Genomic DNA, 15,662 nt, shown 5'->3' with positions numbered 1-15,662 from the left:
GACAGGATCCGCCCGTCCGCCGACCCGGTCGCCGAACTGTGCACACACGCCCCGGTTGTCCACAGATTTCCCGCCGCGCCGCCGACCGGCCTCCCGGCCCGGCACGCTTGCGGTACCGGTCCAACGCGGGCTGGACGGAAGCGAAGGGACGCGAAGATGGCTGTCTGGGAAACCACGCTGACCCTGGTCGGCAACGTGGTCAGTGACCTCACCGGCAAGACGCTGAACGACGGGGCCGAGCTGACCACGTTCTGGATGCGCAGCAACGAACGCAAACGGGACCGGGCGACCGGGGAATGGGTGGACGGGCGGCGCTTTTCGGTGCGGGTGACCTGCTGGCGCGAGCTCGCCCTCAGCGTGCGGCAGTCGCTGGCCAAGGGCGACCCTGTGGTCGTGCTGGGGCGGCTGTCCAGCAGCGACTACGAAACGGGCGGGCAGCTTCGGTCTATACCTGAGCTTGAGGCCTTCGCCCTCGGGCCGAACCTGGGTCGCTGCACCGCGACCGTGCGGCGGTCCAGGAAGGCCGAGCCCGCGGCGGGAGCGGCGCAGTGGGGCGGGCCGGACGGTGCTGCGACGGATCCGGCGGACACCGGGAAAGTGCTCGTCGGCAACGCCGGTACGGTGCCGGCGGACTGACCGGGCCCCTTGAGGGAGAGGCCGCCGGGCGCAGGTCGCGTCGGCGTGTCGGTGCGCGGCAGGCGATTACCACCTGGTAAGAGGCCGCGACCGACGGTGTCCGGACGGTGACCGCCGTTCGGTCGCGCGGGACACCGCTCTACGATCGCGGGTATGGCCGAGTTCATCTACACCATGAAAAAGGTGCGCAAGACCGTCGGGGATAAGGTCATCCTGGACGATGTCAGCACCGCCTTCTACCCCGGCGCCAAGATCGGCGTGGTCGGGCCGAACGGGGCTGGTAAGTCCACCGTTCTGAAGATCATGGCGGGACTGGAGCAGGCCAGCAACGGGGAAGCGTTCCTGCAGCCCGGCGCGACCGTCGGCATCCTGCTCCAGGAGCCGCCACTGAACGAAGAGAAGACCGTGCGCGGCAACGTCGAGGAAGGCCTCGGCGAGACCAAGCTGAAGCTCGACCGCTTCAACGAGATCGCCGAGCTGATGGCGACCGACTACAGCGACGAGCTGATGGAGGAGATGGGCAGGCTCCAGGAGGACCTGGACCACGCCGACGCCTGGGAGCTGGACTCGCAGCTGGAGCAGGCGATGGACGCGCTGCGCTGCCCCCCGCCGGACGAGGCGGTCACCCATCTCTCCGGTGGTGAGCGGCGCCGGGTGGCGCTGTGCAAGCTGCTGCTGTCCAAGCCGGACCTGCTGCTGCTCGACGAGCCCACCAACCATCTGGACGCGGAGAGCGTGCTGTGGCTGGAGCAGTTCCTGGCTAGCTACCCGGGTGCCGTACTGGCCGTGACCCACGACCGGTACTTCCTGGACAACGTGGCCGAGTGGATCATGGAGCTGGATCGTGGCCGGGTGGTCGGCTACGAGGGCAACTACTCCACCTACCTGGAGAAGAAGCGCGAGCGCCTGGAAGTCCAGGGAAAGAAGGACGCGAAGCTGGCCAAGCGGCTGAAGTCCGAGCTCGACTGGGTGCGGTCCAACGCCAAGGCCCGGCAGACCAAGTCCCGGTCCCGGCTCGACCGCTACGAGGAGATGGCGACCGAGGCGGAGAAGACCCGCAAGCTCGACTTCGAAGAGATCCAGATCCCGCCGGGGCCGCGGCTGGGCAACGTGGTGGTCGAGGTGGAGAAGCTGCGCAAGGGCTTCGACGACCGGCTGCTCATCGACGGGCTGTCCTTCGACCTGCCGCGCAACGGCATCGTCGGCGTGATCGGCCCGAACGGGGTCGGCAAGACCACGCTGTTCAAGACCATCGTGGGGCTCGAGGAGCCCGACGCGGGCGGGGTCAAGATCGGCGAGACGGTCAAACTGTCCTATGTGGACCAGAACAGGTCCGGCATCGACCCGAAGAAAACGGTGTGGGAGGTGGTCTCCGACAAGCTGGACTACATCCACGTCGGGCAGACCGAGATGCCGTCGCGGGCCTACGTCAGCGCGTTCGGGTTCAAGGGACCGGACCAGCAGAAGCCGGCCGGCGTGCTCTCCGGCGGTGAGCGCAACCGGCTGAACCTCGCCATGACGCTGAAGCAGGGCGGAAACCTCATCCTGCTCGACGAGCCGACGAACGACCTGGACGTGGAGACCCTGGGGTCGCTGGAGAACGCGCTCGAGCAGTTCCCCGGCTGCGCCGTGGTCATCTCGCACGACCGGTGGTTCCTGGACCGGGTCGTCACCCATATTCTCGCCTGGGAGGGCACCGACGAGAATCCGGCGAAGTGGTTCTGGTTCGAGGGGAACTTCGAGGGCTACGAGCGGAACAAGATCGAACGGCTCGGCGCGGAGGCGGCTCGTCCGCACCGTGTCACGCATCGGAAACTGACTCGCGACTGAGTTCGCCCGTGATAGTGGTGAAAGACCGCTGAGCGAGCACGCTTGAGCCAAGACTGAGCGGAGTCCCCGTGGTAGCCAGCAAGCACACCAGACCGAGCGCGTCCCCCGGTTACCGGGCGCGCGGTTCGGCGACGGCGGGCGACGGATTTTCCTCGGGGCCTTACTCGGTCGAGCGGCTCCTCAGCGGTGCCACCGGCCTGCGGCTGTGGGCACCGGAAGTGGCGATGGTGCTCGGGGAGCGAGCCGTGGCACTGGCCGAGTCCGCCGGTTCGGACGAGCTGTGGGTCCGTGCCGAGGCACTGGTGGTCTCCGCCAGGGTCCGGCTGGGCGACCGCGCGGCCACGGTGGCACGTGCGGTGGTCGCGCTGCGGGCGGCGGAGGCCGCGGGGGACCGGGTGCTGGCCGCCGGGATCCGGACCGACCTGGCGATCTGCGCGCGCAGCGTGGGCGCGCCGCTGTCCGGGCTTGCCGTGCTGCGCCCGGCGCTGGCGGTGCCGGGCCAGCGGCCCGCCGAGCGCGCGGCCGCCATGGTGCAGCTGGTCGGCTGCCTCGCGCAGTTCGGCCGCAAGCCCGAGCTGGACCGCGCGCTGCGGGAGGCGGACCGGCTCTGCTCGGACGACGAAGGGCTCGACCCGGACGCCAGGCTGGTGGTGCGCGCCCTGCTCAGGGTCGCGATCTCGGCACACCGGCGGCGGCACGGCGACCTGACCGGCGCGGCGGACGCGGCACGGACCGGCTTGGGACTGCTCGAACAGTTGGAGAACCCCGGCACCGACGGCGGGCTCGCGCAGGTGCGGCTGGTGCTCCAGCTGGTCGCCACCCTGCTCGACCGCGGCGACACCGAGCTGGCGATGGAGCTCGCGCAGCCGGTACTGGACGCACCGGCGAGGGCGGCCTGCATCGCCCCGCTCGGCTGGCTGCGGCTCGCGGTCGCCACCCGGGTGCTGCTGCCGTCCGGGGCCGGTGCGGCGGCGACCACGCTGCTGCGCGCGGCGTTGCACGACACCGAACGGCACGGGCTGCGGGCGCTCACCGCGCGGCTGTGGCTGGAGCTGTCCAGCGTCGAGGAACAGGTGGGCAGCGCGGCCGACGCGATCGACTGCCTGCGCCAGGCCCGCACCGCGGAACAGATCTACGGCAGGCAGCGCCGCCAGGCCTGCGGGGTGCTGGCCGCCGAGTTCGGCTCCGGCGAGCAGGCGCCCCTCGACGTGGCGGAGGTCCTCGAGCAGTCCCCGCCCGCCCCCGCGCGGCAGGTCGAACGCCAGCCGGAGCCGGCACCGGCCATGGTTGCCGAGCCGGTGGCGGAACGGTTCCCGGTGACGGCCGTGCCCGAGCTGAAACTCGCGCCCGCACCGGCCGCCGAACCTGCACCGCAGGTCGCCTGGGCGCGGGAGCCCGAGCCCGCACCGAAAGTGACCCGGTCCACCGCACCGGAACCGGCGCCGGAAGTGGCGTGGTCCCGGGAACCCGCGGCCGAAGTGCACTGGTCCCGCGAGCCTTCGCCCGCGCCGCAGGTGAGCTGGTCGCGTGAAACGGCGCCTGCGCCGGAAGTGGCCTGGTCTCGCGAAGCGGCGCCGGAAGTATCGTGGACGCGTGAGGCCGCGCCTGCGGCCGAAGTGAACTGGTCGCGTGAGGCGAGGTCCGCGCCGCAGGTGGACTGGTCCCGTGAAGCGGCTCCCGCGGAGGAAGTCAGCTGGTCCCGTGAGCTCGCGCCACCGCCGTCCGCACCCGAGCCCGCCGAGCCCGCGCCGGTGGCGAGGGACACCAGCGACGACTGGTGGGAAAGGCGTTCGTACTCCGAGCCGGCGGCACCGGCGCAGCGGACCCGCCACGACTCCGAACACGGCTCGGTGGCCGCCAAGTCAGTACTGGATCGGCTGGGCATCTCGGCCGGCTCCGGCGGCGGCCGCAGGCGCGCCACCGACGGCGTCGATCCCGGCGCACCAGCCGAGGAGAAGACCCCGCGCAGCAAGGAAGCGGCCGAGTTCGCCGAACTCGCGGAGTTCACCGCGCCCGAACCCGTCGCACCGCGACGCGAGCCGGACCCGCCGGAAACGCCGCAGCCGTCCGGCGATCATGAACGACCGGTCACCGAATCGGAACGGACCTCGGCCGTTGGCGACGACTGGCTGCCGCGGTTGCGGCTGCCACCGTCACTGGCGCCGCTGGAGGAGTTGAACGGTTCCTCCGCTTCGGCCGAGCCCTCGTGGGGAAGCGGCGCGACGTACCAGGACAACGACTTCGGCCAGCCGTTCGGCGCGGACTACGCGAAAGCGATCTCCGCGGACGAGCCGCCGCCCGACGCCGGGCTGGCGGAGCTGCTGGCCAGGGCACTCGCTGAGCACCAGGCCGGCACCTCCAGCGCGGCGGCGTTGGTGAAACGGCTCGGTTCGCAGTCGGACCATGGCGACCCGCGTCCGGTCAACGGGCACGGTCGCGGCCACGGTTCCGGTTACGACGGCAGGGAGAACGGCCTGCACCGCGACGGGTTCTAGGATCCGGCACGGTCAGCGGGCACCGGATGAGCCGTACTTCGCATGCGGTGAACGGTCTTCTGCACCGATCACGCAACGCTGTGGTCTTGTGCGACGGCCTTGGGTGAGCCATCTAGTGTGGGGTTCGTTCGGCACATCGCGGTGTCTTGGAGAGAAAATTGCCTGACCTGAGTTCGACGGGAACCACGCCCCGGTCCGGTTCGACCACCGGGACCGAGGGCGATGCCCCGCTACCAAGATCGGCCAGCCTGGAGCAGATCCGGGACGAGCTCATCGACGCCGCCGCGGCACAGGCCCCCGATATCGGCGACCTGATTCGCTTGTACTACCGGCACATCCCGGCCGAAGAGGTACTCGGCGACGACCCGGTGGACCTCGTCGGCGCGGTCCGCTCGCACCAGGCGCTGGCCCAGCAGCGGATGCCGGGACGGCCCGCCGTGCGGCTGCTGAACCCGACCACCGCGGAGGACGGCTGGACCCGCGAGGCCACCGTCGTCCAGGTCGTCACCGACGACATGCCCTACCTGGTGGATTCGGTGGCCGCGCAGTTCTCCCGCGACGGGGTCCAGGTGCACCGGATCGTGCACCCGATCGTCGTGGTCAGCCGCGACCTGACCGGTGAGCTGCTGGAGATCCACCCGACCGCGGACGCGGCCGACCCGCCGTCCGGCGCCGCCGCGGAATCCTGGATGTACGTCGAGATCGACCTGATCACCGACCCGAACCGGGCCAGGGAGCTGGACAACCGGCTGGGGTCGGTGATCGGCGACGTGCGCGAGGTCGTCGAGGACTCGGAAAAGATGGCGCAGGCCGCCCGCGACCTGGCCATCGAACTGGAGAGCAACCCGCCGCCGCTGTCCGCGGCCGAGGTCGCCGAGGGCGCGGAACTGCTCTACTGGCTGGCCGGCGAGCACTTCACCTTCCTCGGCTACCGCCGATACGAACTAGTCGATCACCCCGACGAGGGAGTGGACGAGCCGGCGCTGCGCGCGGTGCTGGCCTCCGGGCTCGGTGTGCTGCGCCAGGACAGCCTGGCCGCGCGCGGGCTCACCGCCGGGCCGGACATCGCGGCCAACGCGCTCGCGCCGACCCTGCTGGTGCTGACCCAGGCCAGCGCGCCGTCCACGGTGCACCGCCCGATCTACCCCTACTACGTCGGCGTGAAGACCTTCGACGAGCGCGGCAACGTCACCGGTGAACACCGTTTCCTGGGCATGTTCACCACCAAGGCGCTCTACGAGGACGTGCTGGACATCCCGGTGATCTCCGGCCGGGTGCGCGAAGTGATCCACCGCGCCGGTTTCCCGATGGAGTCCTACTCCGGCCAGCGCATGCTCGAGGTGCTGCAGAACTGGCCGCGCGCGGATCTCTTCTCGGCGGACACGGACTCGCTCTACGCCACCACGACCGGGGTGATCACCCTGTCGGACCGGCGGCGGCTGCGGCTGTTCCTGCGCCGGGACACCTACGGCCGGTTCTACTCCTGCCTGGTGTTCCTGCCGCGCGACCGGTACACCACGAAATCGCGGCTGGCGATGCAGGAGGTGCTGCTGGAGGAGCTGGAGGGCACTCACCTCGAGTACGGCACCAGGGTCGGCGAGACCCTGCTGGCCCAGGTCTACTTCGTGGTGCACACCGACCCGGCCAGCCGGGTCGAGCCGGACACCCTGCGCATCCAGGAACGGCTGAACACCGCGATGCGCAGCTGGGACGACCTGATGGTCGAGGCGATCCTGGCCGAGCGCCGGGAGCGGGCCGGCGAGTCCGGGGTGGCGGTCGGCGTGCAGGGGGAGGAGTCGGCGGCCGAGCAGGGGCAGCGGTACGCGGGCGTGTTCCCCGAGGCGTACAAGGAGGACTACTCCGCCGCCGAGGCACTGGCCGACCTGCGCAAGCTGGAGTCGCTCTCCGGCGACCACGACCTGGAGATGTCGTTCTACGTGCCGGCTGGCGCCGCGCCGGGGGAGCGGCGGTTCAAGCTCTACCTGCTCGGCGAAGGGGTGACCCTGTCCACCGTGCTGCCGCTGCTGCAGCGGACCGGGGTAGAGGTCGTCGACGAGCGGCCGTATGAGCTGCGCCGCGAGGACGGTGCCCGGTCCTGGATCTACGACTTCGGGCTGCGGATCGAGCAGAAGGTGCTCGAAGAGATCAGCGAGCGCGCCGAACACGACCTGCAGGGCCGTTTCCAGGACGCGTTCAGCGCCGCCTGGCACGGTGACTGCGAGTCCGACGGGCTCAGCGCGCTGGTGCTGCGGGCCGGGCTGACCTGGCGCCAGGTCAGCGTGCTGCGCGCCTATTCGCGCTACCTGCGTCAGGCCGGGAGCCCGTACTCGCAGGAGTACATCGAGAACACCGTGCTCGCGCACACGCACATCGCGACCGCGCTGCTGCGGCTGTTCGAGCACCGCTTCAACCCGGCCAAGGCCGGTGAGCAGCGGGACGAGCAGACGCAGGCCCAGCTCACCGAGATCGCGGCGATGATCGACGACGTCACCAGCCTCGACGCGGACCGGATCCTGCGCCGGCTGATGTCGGTGATCAGCGCGACCCTGCGCACGAACTACCACGTCACCGGCGCGGACGGCGCGGCAAGGCCGTACCTGGCCATCAAGCTGGACCCGCAGGGCGTGCCGGACCTGCCGGAGCCCCGGCCGAAGTTCGAGATCTTCGTCTACTCGCCCAGGGTGGAGGGGGTGCACCTCCGGTTCGGCGCGGTGGCCCGCGGCGGGCTGCGCTGGTCGGACCGCCGGGAGGACTTCCGCACCGAGATCCTCGGCCTGGTCAAGGCGCAGGCCGTGAAGAACGCGGTGATCGTGCCGGTCGGCGCGAAGGGCGGGTTCGTGGTGAAGCGCCCGCCGGCCGCGACCGGTGACGTGAGCCTGGACCGGGACGCGCAGCTCACCGAGGGCATCGCCTGCTACCGGATGTTCATCTCCGGCCTGCTGGACCTGACCGACAACCTGGTCGAAGGCAGGACGGTGCCGGCGCCGGACGTGGTGCGCTACGACGGCGACGACAGCTATCTGGTGGTGGCGGCGGACAAGGGCACCGCGAAGTTCTCCGACATCGCCAACGAGGTCTCCGCGAGCTACCGGTTCTGGCTCGGCGACGCGTTCGCCTCCGGCGGCTCGGTGGGCTACGACCACAAGGCGATGGGCATCACCGCGAAAGGTGCCTGGGAGAGCGTCAAACGGCACTTCCGCGAGCTGGGCACCGACACCCAGGCCGAAGAGTTCACCGTGGTCGGCATCGGGGACATGGCCGGGGACGTGTTCGGCAACGGCATGCTGCTCTCCGAGCACATCAAGCTGGTCGCCGCGTTCAACCACATGCACGTGTTCCTGGACCCGAATCCGGACACCGCGGCGTCGTACGCGGAGCGGCGCCGGCTGTTCGACCTGCCGCGCTCTTCCTGGGACGACTACGACCGCTCGCTGCTCAGCGAAGGCGGCGGGATCTACCTTCGCAGCGCGAAGACGATCCCGATCAGCCCGCAGGTGCGCGAGGCGCTCGGCCTGGCCGAGGATGTGCGGAAGCTGGCGCCCGCGGACCTGATGCGGGCCATCCTGCTGGCCCCGGTTGACCTGCTCTGGAACGGCGGGATCGGCACCTACGTCAAGGCGGAGACCGAAAGTCACGCGGCCGCCGGGGACAAGGCCAACGACGCGCTGCGGGTGAACGGCAACGAGCTGCGGGCCAAGGTGGTCGGTGAAGGCGGCAACCTGGGACTGACCCAGCTCGGCCGGATCGAGTTCGCCCGCAACGGCGGCAAGATCAACACCGATGCGCTGGACAACTCGGCCGGGGTGGATTGCTCCGACCACGAGGTGAACATCAAGATCCTGCTGGATCACCTGGTGAGCACCGGGGAGTTGGAGCGCGAGCAGCGCAACGAGCTGCTGATGGAGATGACCGACGAGGTCGGCGAGCTGGTGCTGACCGACAACTACCGGCAGAACGCGGTGCTCGGGATCAGCCGGGCGCACGCCGTCGCGATGATGTCGGTGCACGAGCGGCTGGTCGCGGCGCTGGAGCGGGCCGGCGCGCTGGACCGCGAACTGGAGGCGCTGCCGAGCCCCGCGTCCTTCAAACGGCTGGACAAGGCGGGTGAAGGGCTGACTTCGCCGGAGCTGGCGACGCTGCTCGCGCACGTCAAGCTCGACCTCAAGGACGAGCTGCTGGCCAGCGACCTGCCCGACGCGGACGCCTTCGCCGGGCGGCTGCCGGAGTACTTCCCGCGCCCGCTGCGGGAACGCTTCGGCGACCGGATCGCCGAGCACCCGCTGCACCGGCAGATCATCACCACCCTGCTGGTGAACGAGGTGGTGGACGGGGCGGGTGTCTCCTTCGCGTTCCGGCTGAGCGAGGAGATGAACGCGACCGCCACCGACGCGGTGCGGGCCTACGCCGTGGTCACCCGCGTGTTCGACCTGCCGTCGCTGTGGTCGGAGATCGAGGCGCTGGACAACGTGGTGTCCACCGAGGTCGCCGACGAGATGATGCTGGAGACCAGGCGGCTGCTGGACCGGGCCGCGCGGTGGTTCCTGACCAACCGGCCGCAGCCGCTCGCGGTGGGCTCGGAGATCGCCAGGTTCGGCCCCGCCGTGCACGAGCTGGTGCCCAAGGTCGGTGAGCTGCTCCGGGGCCGCGAGGCGGAGTCGGTGCGCCAGAACCTCGAACGGCTGATGTCCCAGGGCGTGCCCGAGCCCACCGCGCGGCGGATCGCCGGGCTGCTGCACGGCTACGGCCTGCTGGACGTGACCGAGGTGGCCGAGCTCGCCGAGCAGGACGGCGCGGTGGCCGACGAGCGCAGCACCACCGAGACCGCGGAGCTGTACTTCGCGCTTTCGGACCACCTCGACGTGGACAAGATGCTCACGTCGATCAGCCTGCTGGAGCGCGGCAACCGCTGGCACGCGCTGGCCAGGTTGGCGCTGCGCGACGACCTGTACTCCTCGCTGCGAGCGATGACCCTGGACGCGCTGCGGCACAGCGATCCCGGTGACTCGGCGGACGAGAAGATCGCCCAGTGGGAGAAGAGCAACGCCTCGCGGCTGGCCAGGGCCAGGGTGGCGCTGGACGAGATCCACCGTTCCGGCAGGCTGGACCTGGCCACGCTGTCCGTGGCGGCCCGTCAGATCCGCAGTACGGTGAGGTGAGGGTGCCGATCGTCTCGATGGTCCGGCCGCGCTGGTCGGACATGGACCCCTTCGGCCATGTCAACCACGCGAACGTGGTGACCCTGCTGGAAGAGGCCAGGGTCCCGCTGCTGTTCGACGGCGCGCTGCGCGCCGGGCTCACCGAGCTGCCCAAGGGCATCGTGGTGGTCCGGCTCGCGGTGCGCTACCGCGCGCCGATCGTGCTCGCGCACGAGGACGTGCGGGTGGAGATCACCCTGCGGGAGCTCAAGTTCGCCTCGTTCACCCTGGACTACCGTGTGCACGGTGGACCGTCCGAAACCGACCGGCTCGCGGTGACCGCGGAGACCGTGCTGGCCCCGTACGACGTCGAGCAGCAGCGGCCGCGCAGGCTGACCGAGGCTGAGCGCGAGTTCCTCGCGAAGCAACTGGACTGGCAGGAGCCGGGAGACAAGAGTGACTGAGCTGCGCATTCCCGATCCCGCGGACCGGGAGACCCTCGGCGCCTTCGTGGCCCGCGCGGTCCGGCTGGACGGCCAGACGGTGGTGCGGCTGCGCGCTCGGGCGCCCGGGGTGGTGGAGGCGTGGGTGGCCACGCCGTTCGAGGTGCTGGCGACCAGGGCGGTGGCCGGTTCGGTGACCCCAACGGATGTCACCGTGTCCGGCAGCGAGCTGCTGGCCGCGCTGACCGTGGCCGGTGGGGAGAAGATGGACCCCGGTCCGCCGCGCGACCTGATGTGGCACTCGGAGCTGCCGGCCGGCGCCGGCTGGCAGCGGGTGGACGAGCTGCCGGTCGCGGTGGTCGCCGACCTCGCCGATCGCGGGGTGGCGCTGGCCAAGGACAACGTCGGCCCGCACGGGACCCCGCCGGCCTCGCTGATGGATCAGGCGGTGCTGACCGTCAGCGAGGGCCCGCTCGAGGTCAAGGTGCAGCTGCGGTGCCTGTTCGCGTTGTCCGGTATGGGCTTCCTGGACTCCACGGTCACCGACGACGTGGTGCGGGTGACCGCCACCGACTCGTGGATGCGGCTGGACGCGCGGTACGGCGCGGTGCTCAAACGGCGGCACGCGCTGCTGCCGCTGCTGTTCTAACCGTGCGCCGGGTGCCATCGTGTAGCCCATGACCGAGCGGGCGAAGCAGGGTGACGAGGACGACCCCACGGCGCAGTGGCTGGCGGACATCCGGCCCGAGGAGACGCCGTGGCGCACCGACCGTCCGGCCGGCGAGCCGGAACCGGCGCCGGGTGAACCGGTGCCGGAGAAGTGGCAGCGGACCAGGAAGGCGGCCAGGATCGCCGGCCAGGCCGCGCCCTACGTGCAGGCCGCCGCGCTGGCCGGCTGGGTGGCCAGTGAAGCGCTCGACGACGACGGTGACGACTATCAGGACGGGTACGGCGCCGGTTTCGATGCCGGTTTCGACGCGGGCTCGGCCGGTTACGACGGCGGCTGAGTTTCACTTTTAACTTGCGCGCGAGCGGTACCAACGGCCCTGCATAACTCTCGTTCGAGCACCTATCGTCGGCCAGATGTAGTGCTCGTAACGAGGAGTGACCATGTCCGTTCGGTTGCACGACCTGGCCGGCGCCGAGCACCACGACCTCGAGCGGCTGCTCCGGACCGGCCCGTTCGAGGTCGCGTTCCGTGCCGCCATCCGGGTCAGGGGACTCGGCCTCGAACGCCTCCAGCAGCGGCTGGCCGCCGACGGGTTCTCGATCAGCCTGGCCACCCTGAGCTATTGGCAGACCGGCCGCAGCCGTCCCGAGCGCCATGACTCGCTGCTCACGCTGAGCAGGCTGGAGGAACTGCTCGGCGTGCCGTCCGGTGCGCTGGCCGCCCTGCTGCCCCCGCCGCGGCGGCGCGGGCGCTGGCTGAACACCGCCGCCACCCGGCCGGACCTGTGCGCGCTCTGGCCGCGTCCGGACCGGGTCGAGGACGCGGTCAGCGAGGTGGACACCCGCTGGGACGAGCGGCTGACCAGGATCAGCCAGCACGACCGGGTCATCGTCGGGCCGGAGCGCGGCGAGCGCTGCTTCGCGTCACGGCAGGTGCTGCGCGCCGAGGCGGACGGGCCCGACCGGTGGGTGGTCATCGTGCACCTGGACGAGCACGACCGGCCGGTGCCGGAGATCCACGCGCTGCGGCACTGCCGCCTCGGCCGCACCGTGGCCAGGCCCGCCGATGGGCTGCTGGTCGCCGAGCTGCTGTTCGACCGGCCGCTGCGGCGCGGGGAGACCGTGGTCATCGAGCACGAGCTGGTGAACCGGGCGCCGTACCCGCTGGCGACCAACTACGAGCGCAAGTTCCGGCTGCCGGTGCGCGAGTACGTGCTGGAGGTGTGCTTCGATCCGGCCGCGGTTCCGGCGTCCTGCGCGTCCTACTCGCGGCTCGACGGCAAGTCGGAGGAGGTGCGCGAGGCGGTGCTGGGCGGCGACTGCTCGATGCACTCGGTGGCACTGAGCTTCGGCCCGGGTTGCTACGGGTTTCGCTGGGACTGGGACGCCTAGCTCCTTTCACGATTCGCGCCGTGGCGGCGTTCGCGGCAGATTTGCTATGAAACTCGTATGATACGTTGTCTGTACTATACGAGGTGCAAGCAAATGCTGGAGGGTTCGCCATGATCCTGGTTACCGGAGCGAGCGGTGGGGTCGGACGCCTGCTGGTCGATCGGCTCGCCGCCGAAGGTGCCGAGGTTCGCGCTGTCACTCGCGACCCGGCGGCGGCAGCGCTGCCCGCCGAGGTCGAGACCGTGGTGGGCGATCCGGCGCGGCCCGGCACGATCGAGCGTCATTTCCGCGGCGTCACGGCACTGTTCCTGCATCCCCGTGCGGTGGCGGAGCGTGCCGGCGAGGTGGTGGCGCTGGCAAGGGAAAACGGGGTGCGGCGGGTGGTGGCGCTGTCCGCGATGAACGTCGACGACGAGCTCGACGCACAGCCGTCCCGCTTCGCCGGGGACCGGAACAAGGAGGCCGAGGCGGCGGCCGTCGGCAGCGGCCTGGAGTGGGTGAGCCTGCGGGCCGGTGCCTTCGCCGGCAACTCCCTGCGCATGTGGGGCGCCCAGATCCGCGCCGGCGATGTCATCCGCGGGCCCTACGCGACCTTCGCCGAAGCGCCGCTGCACGAAGGCGATCTGGCCGCGGTCGCGGTCCGCGCGCTGCTCGGTGACGAGCTGCTGGGCAGGCGGCCGGTGCTGACCGGCCCGCACTCGCTCACCCACGAGGAGATGATCGCCGTCATCGGCCACGTGCTTGGCAGGACGCTGAGCTATCAGGAGATCCCGCCGGAGGTGGTGCTGTCCGCGATGGTGCGCAACGGCCATCCGGAGCCGTTCGTCAAGGCGCTGATGGCCAGGTATGTCCGGGAAGGCGGGCGGCCGGCGCAGGTCAGCGGCGAGGTGGAGAAGATCCTCGGCCGCCCCGCGCGCGGTTTCGCGGAATGGGTGAGCGACCATGCCAGCGCCTTCACCTCGTGAGTGAAAAGTGTTGCCGGTGCTCTTGCGGGACACCCGCACCCGGGGCAAACACTTTTCACTCACGACGCCATTCGGTGAATGGCTAGTCGACCGAACTCGCTCCCGTGTAGAGACTGAGTGACCATTTACTCAATGCCTCGGTCACCGGCTGGAAGATCGACTGGTCGTCCGCGCCGCCGGGGCTGCACGAGGACTGGCCGCCAGAATGCAGGCCGACCGCCTCGTCCCCGGCCAGCCAGGCGCCGCCGGAGTCCCCGCCGAGCGAGCAGGCGGTGGTGGTGCTCAGGCCTTCGATCACCACGCTGCCGTAGTCGATCGTCTGGTTCACCGCGGTCACCTTGCCGCACTGCCATTTCGAGGTGTTGCCGGAATGGCACACCGCCTGGTTCACCAGCGGCTCGGTGGCGCCGGCAACGGTCACCGCCGGGCCGCCCCAGGTGTTCACCGAGGCGGACAGCTCCCAGCCGGGCTCGGTCACCGCGACCACGCCCATGTCGCCCTCCCTGGCGTTCACGCTGTGCTGACCATCCACATTGGACGTGCCGAGCCGGTTCTGCTGGTTCGCCTGGCCGTACGCCGGCTGGTCGGCGTCGTTCGTGCAGTGCCCGGCGGTGACGAAATGCTTGCCGCCGCCCGAATCCGTCGCGGGAAAGCCGATCGAGCAGTTGGACTCGCCGCCCGGCCACCAAGGATCGCCCGGCCGCGCGTCACCGGCCTGGCGCACCGGCGCCGAGTCCGCCCGCTCGACCCGCACCCCCTGGCCGAGCGCGGTGATCCCGGCCAGGAAGCGTTCGGTGCCCGCCGCGGGCACGACCCTGACCAGCACGCTGTTGGACTCCGGATGCACACCCCACCCGGTCGCCCCGGAGGCGCCGTCGGCGGCCAGTGCGGCGACCGCCGCGGTCAGCCGGTCGAGCTCGTGCCGGTCGCGGCCGACCGGCACCGCCTCCGCACCGGCCGCCCGCACCCGGTCCGCGGTGGCCTGGTCGGTGACCGCGACGGCGAGTTTCCCGGTCCGCTCGTCGAACCAGCGGCCCTCGCCGGTGGACGCGCCGAGTTCCCGCGCGGCCGCCTGCGCGGCGTCCTGCTGTGCCAGTCTGTCACCGGCCTGGGCGGGGCTGAGCCCCAGGTCCCTGACCAGCCCGTCGACTACGGCGGCCGGGGGACCGTCCGCCGCCGAGGCGTATCCGGCCGGCTGGAGCACCACGGCCGGGGTCAGCACCGCCACGGCGAACAGGGAGAGCGTCTTGCCGTGTTTTCGCATGCTCGGTTTCCTTTCCATGCCAGAAGTGGAATGTGCACCGAGCGTAAATCGGGAAGTGTGCGCGCAGAACGGTTTTAAATCATTAACAGTTAACAGCGGAAAACTGCTATAACATTTACAACTTCGCGCGCAGGGCGTGCATGCGTTCAATTTCGGCGCGCTGTCCGGTGAGGACGTCCTGGGCCATTTCCTGGGCCCTGGTCTGCACTCCACCGGCGAGCTGCCGCTCGGCCATGGTCACCGCGCCCTCGTGGTGATGGATCATCAGGTCCAGGAACTGTCGGTCGAAATCGCGGCCGGTGGCCGCGCGCAAAGCGTCGAGCTGGGCCGGGGTGGCCATTCCCGGCATGGTCGAATGATCATGGCCGCCGCCGTGGTCGTGCCCGGTGCCCGGCACCGGTTTTCCGTGCTGGGAAAGCCAGGTGCTCATCATGGTGATCTCGGCGCCCTGGGAGACCGCGATCCGGTCCGCGATCGCCCGCACCTGCTCGTCCTGCGCCCGGCCGCCGACCAGATCGGTCATCACCACGGCCTGCTGGTGGTGCGGGATCATCATGGTGAGGTACTCGACGTCCACCTCGTTGGGCAGGTCCGCCGGCCGCTGCTCGGCGGCCTTGCCGTCGGGCAGCACCGTGCCCTCCTCGCCGGGCGCGCCCGGAACGATCACCGGCGCCTGCTGTTCCGGCGGCCCGGCGGGCTCGCCGGAGCACCCGGACAGCACGACGCCCAGCAGCACGGCCGAGCAGGCGGCCACCCAGAACCTCATCGCGCCAGCGAACAGCCTTGCCGCCGGTCAAGTCAACATCGGACCCGGTACCAAGGGGTGGTACCCG

At 70.7% G+C, this 15,662-nt stretch carries 11 protein-coding genes; 9 read left to right on the top strand and 2 right to left on the bottom strand.

Going from position 1 to position 15,662, the window contains the following annotated elements:
- The first annotated feature begins 156 nt into the window (after nucleotides 1–156).
- The 9 genes from AMYNI_RS43385 to AMYNI_RS0102570 all read left to right on the top strand — a co-directional run bounded on the left by AMYNI_RS43385 (nucleotide 157) and on the right by AMYNI_RS0102570 (nucleotide 13,565).
- Complete coding sequence (locus AMYNI_RS43385) at nucleotides 157–636, top strand: single-stranded DNA-binding protein (protein WP_020666409.1); 480 nt, start codon at nucleotides 157–159, stop codon at nucleotides 634–636.
- Between the two features lie 153 nt (nucleotides 637–789).
- Entirely contained in the window at nucleotides 790–2,466 is a 1,677-nt protein-coding gene (ettA, locus tag AMYNI_RS0102605; RefSeq protein ID WP_020666408.1) for an energy-dependent translational throttle protein EttA, read from the top strand.
- Nucleotides 2,467–2,534: 68 nt separating this feature from the next.
- Nucleotides 2,535–4,961 carry a hypothetical protein gene (locus AMYNI_RS43380; protein WP_020666407.1) on the top strand — a complete coding sequence of 809 codons (2,427 nt, stop codon included), beginning with the start codon at nucleotides 2,535–2,537 and terminating at the stop codon, nucleotides 4,959–4,961.
- Nucleotides 4,962–5,119: 158 nt separating this feature from the next.
- Nucleotides 5,120–10,117 carry an NAD-glutamate dehydrogenase gene (locus AMYNI_RS0102595; RefSeq protein ID WP_020666406.1) on the top strand — a complete coding sequence of 1,666 codons (4,998 nt, stop codon included), beginning with the start codon at nucleotides 5,120–5,122 and terminating at the stop codon, nucleotides 10,115–10,117.
- A 17-nt stretch (nucleotides 10,118–10,134) separates the two neighbouring features.
- A complete protein-coding gene (locus AMYNI_RS0102590; protein ID WP_040406413.1) occupies nucleotides 10,135–10,560 on the top strand; it encodes an acyl-CoA thioesterase in 426 nt (141 codons plus the stop codon).
- Nucleotides 10,553–11,188, top strand: a complete 636-nt coding sequence (locus AMYNI_RS0102585) for a DUF8010 domain-containing protein (protein ID WP_020666404.1) — start codon at nucleotides 10,553–10,555, stop codon at nucleotides 11,186–11,188. Before AMYNI_RS0102590 ends, AMYNI_RS0102585 begins: the two co-directional genes overlap by 8 nt.
- 28 nt (nucleotides 11,189–11,216) lie before the next feature.
- A complete protein-coding gene (locus tag AMYNI_RS0102580; RefSeq protein WP_020666403.1) occupies nucleotides 11,217–11,546 on the top strand; it encodes a hypothetical protein in 330 nt (109 codons plus the stop codon).
- Between the two features lie 103 nt (nucleotides 11,547–11,649).
- The gene (locus AMYNI_RS0102575; protein ID WP_020666402.1) at nucleotides 11,650–12,600 is read left to right on the top strand and encodes a transcriptional regulator; all 951 of its coding nucleotides are present in this window, start codon (nucleotides 11,650–11,652) and stop codon (nucleotides 12,598–12,600) included.
- 110 nt (nucleotides 12,601–12,710) lie between these two features.
- Complete coding sequence (locus tag AMYNI_RS0102570) at nucleotides 12,711–13,565, top strand: NAD(P)H-binding protein (protein ID WP_020666401.1); 855 nt, start codon at nucleotides 12,711–12,713, stop codon at nucleotides 13,563–13,565.
- A gap of 82 nt (nucleotides 13,566–13,647) precedes the next feature.
- Here the strand turns inward: AMYNI_RS0102570 and AMYNI_RS43375 are convergent, their stop codons facing one another.
- Both AMYNI_RS43375 and AMYNI_RS0102560 read right to left on the bottom strand, forming a co-directional pair.
- Entirely contained in the window at nucleotides 13,648–14,829 is a 1,182-nt protein-coding gene (locus AMYNI_RS43375) for a S1 family peptidase (protein WP_020666400.1), read from the bottom strand.
- A gap of 115 nt (nucleotides 14,830–14,944) precedes the next feature.
- On the bottom strand, nucleotides 14,945–15,595 hold the full coding sequence (locus AMYNI_RS0102560; protein ID WP_020666399.1) for a DUF305 domain-containing protein: 651 nt from the start codon (nucleotides 15,593–15,595) through the stop codon (nucleotides 14,945–14,947).
- Nucleotides 15,596–15,662 lie beyond the last annotated feature (67 nt).

This window comes from Amycolatopsis nigrescens CSC17Ta-90 (assembly GCF_000384315.1).
In the GTDB taxonomy this organism is placed as follows: Bacteria; Actinomycetota; Actinomycetes; order Mycobacteriales; family Pseudonocardiaceae; genus Amycolatopsis; species Amycolatopsis nigrescens.
Note: the sequence above shows the minus strand (reverse complement) of the source record. Positions and strands in the feature narration are given on the sequence as shown.

Coding starts and splice junctions, on each gene's coding strand:
- AMYNI_RS43385 (WP_020666409.1), top strand. CDS start 157: ATGGCTGTCTGGGAAACCACGCTGACCCTGGTCGGCAACGTGGTCAGT.
- AMYNI_RS0102580 (WP_020666403.1), top strand. CDS start 11,217: ATGACCGAGCGGGCGAAGCAGGGTGACGAGGACGACCCCACGGCGCAG.
- AMYNI_RS43375 (WP_020666400.1), bottom strand. CDS start 14,829: ATGCGAAAACACGGCAAGACGCTCTCCCTGTTCGCCGTGGCGGTGCTG.
- AMYNI_RS0102590 (WP_040406413.1), top strand. CDS start 10,135: ATGGTCCGGCCGCGCTGGTCGGACATGGACCCCTTCGGCCATGTCAAC.
- AMYNI_RS0102570 (WP_020666401.1), top strand. CDS start 12,711: ATGATCCTGGTTACCGGAGCGAGCGGTGGGGTCGGACGCCTGCTGGTC.
- AMYNI_RS0102575 (WP_020666402.1), top strand. CDS start 11,650: ATGTCCGTTCGGTTGCACGACCTGGCCGGCGCCGAGCACCACGACCTC.
- ettA (WP_020666408.1), top strand. CDS start 790: ATGGCCGAGTTCATCTACACCATGAAAAAGGTGCGCAAGACCGTCGGG.
- AMYNI_RS0102560 (WP_020666399.1), bottom strand. CDS start 15,595: ATGAGGTTCTGGGTGGCCGCCTGCTCGGCCGTGCTGCTGGGCGTCGTG.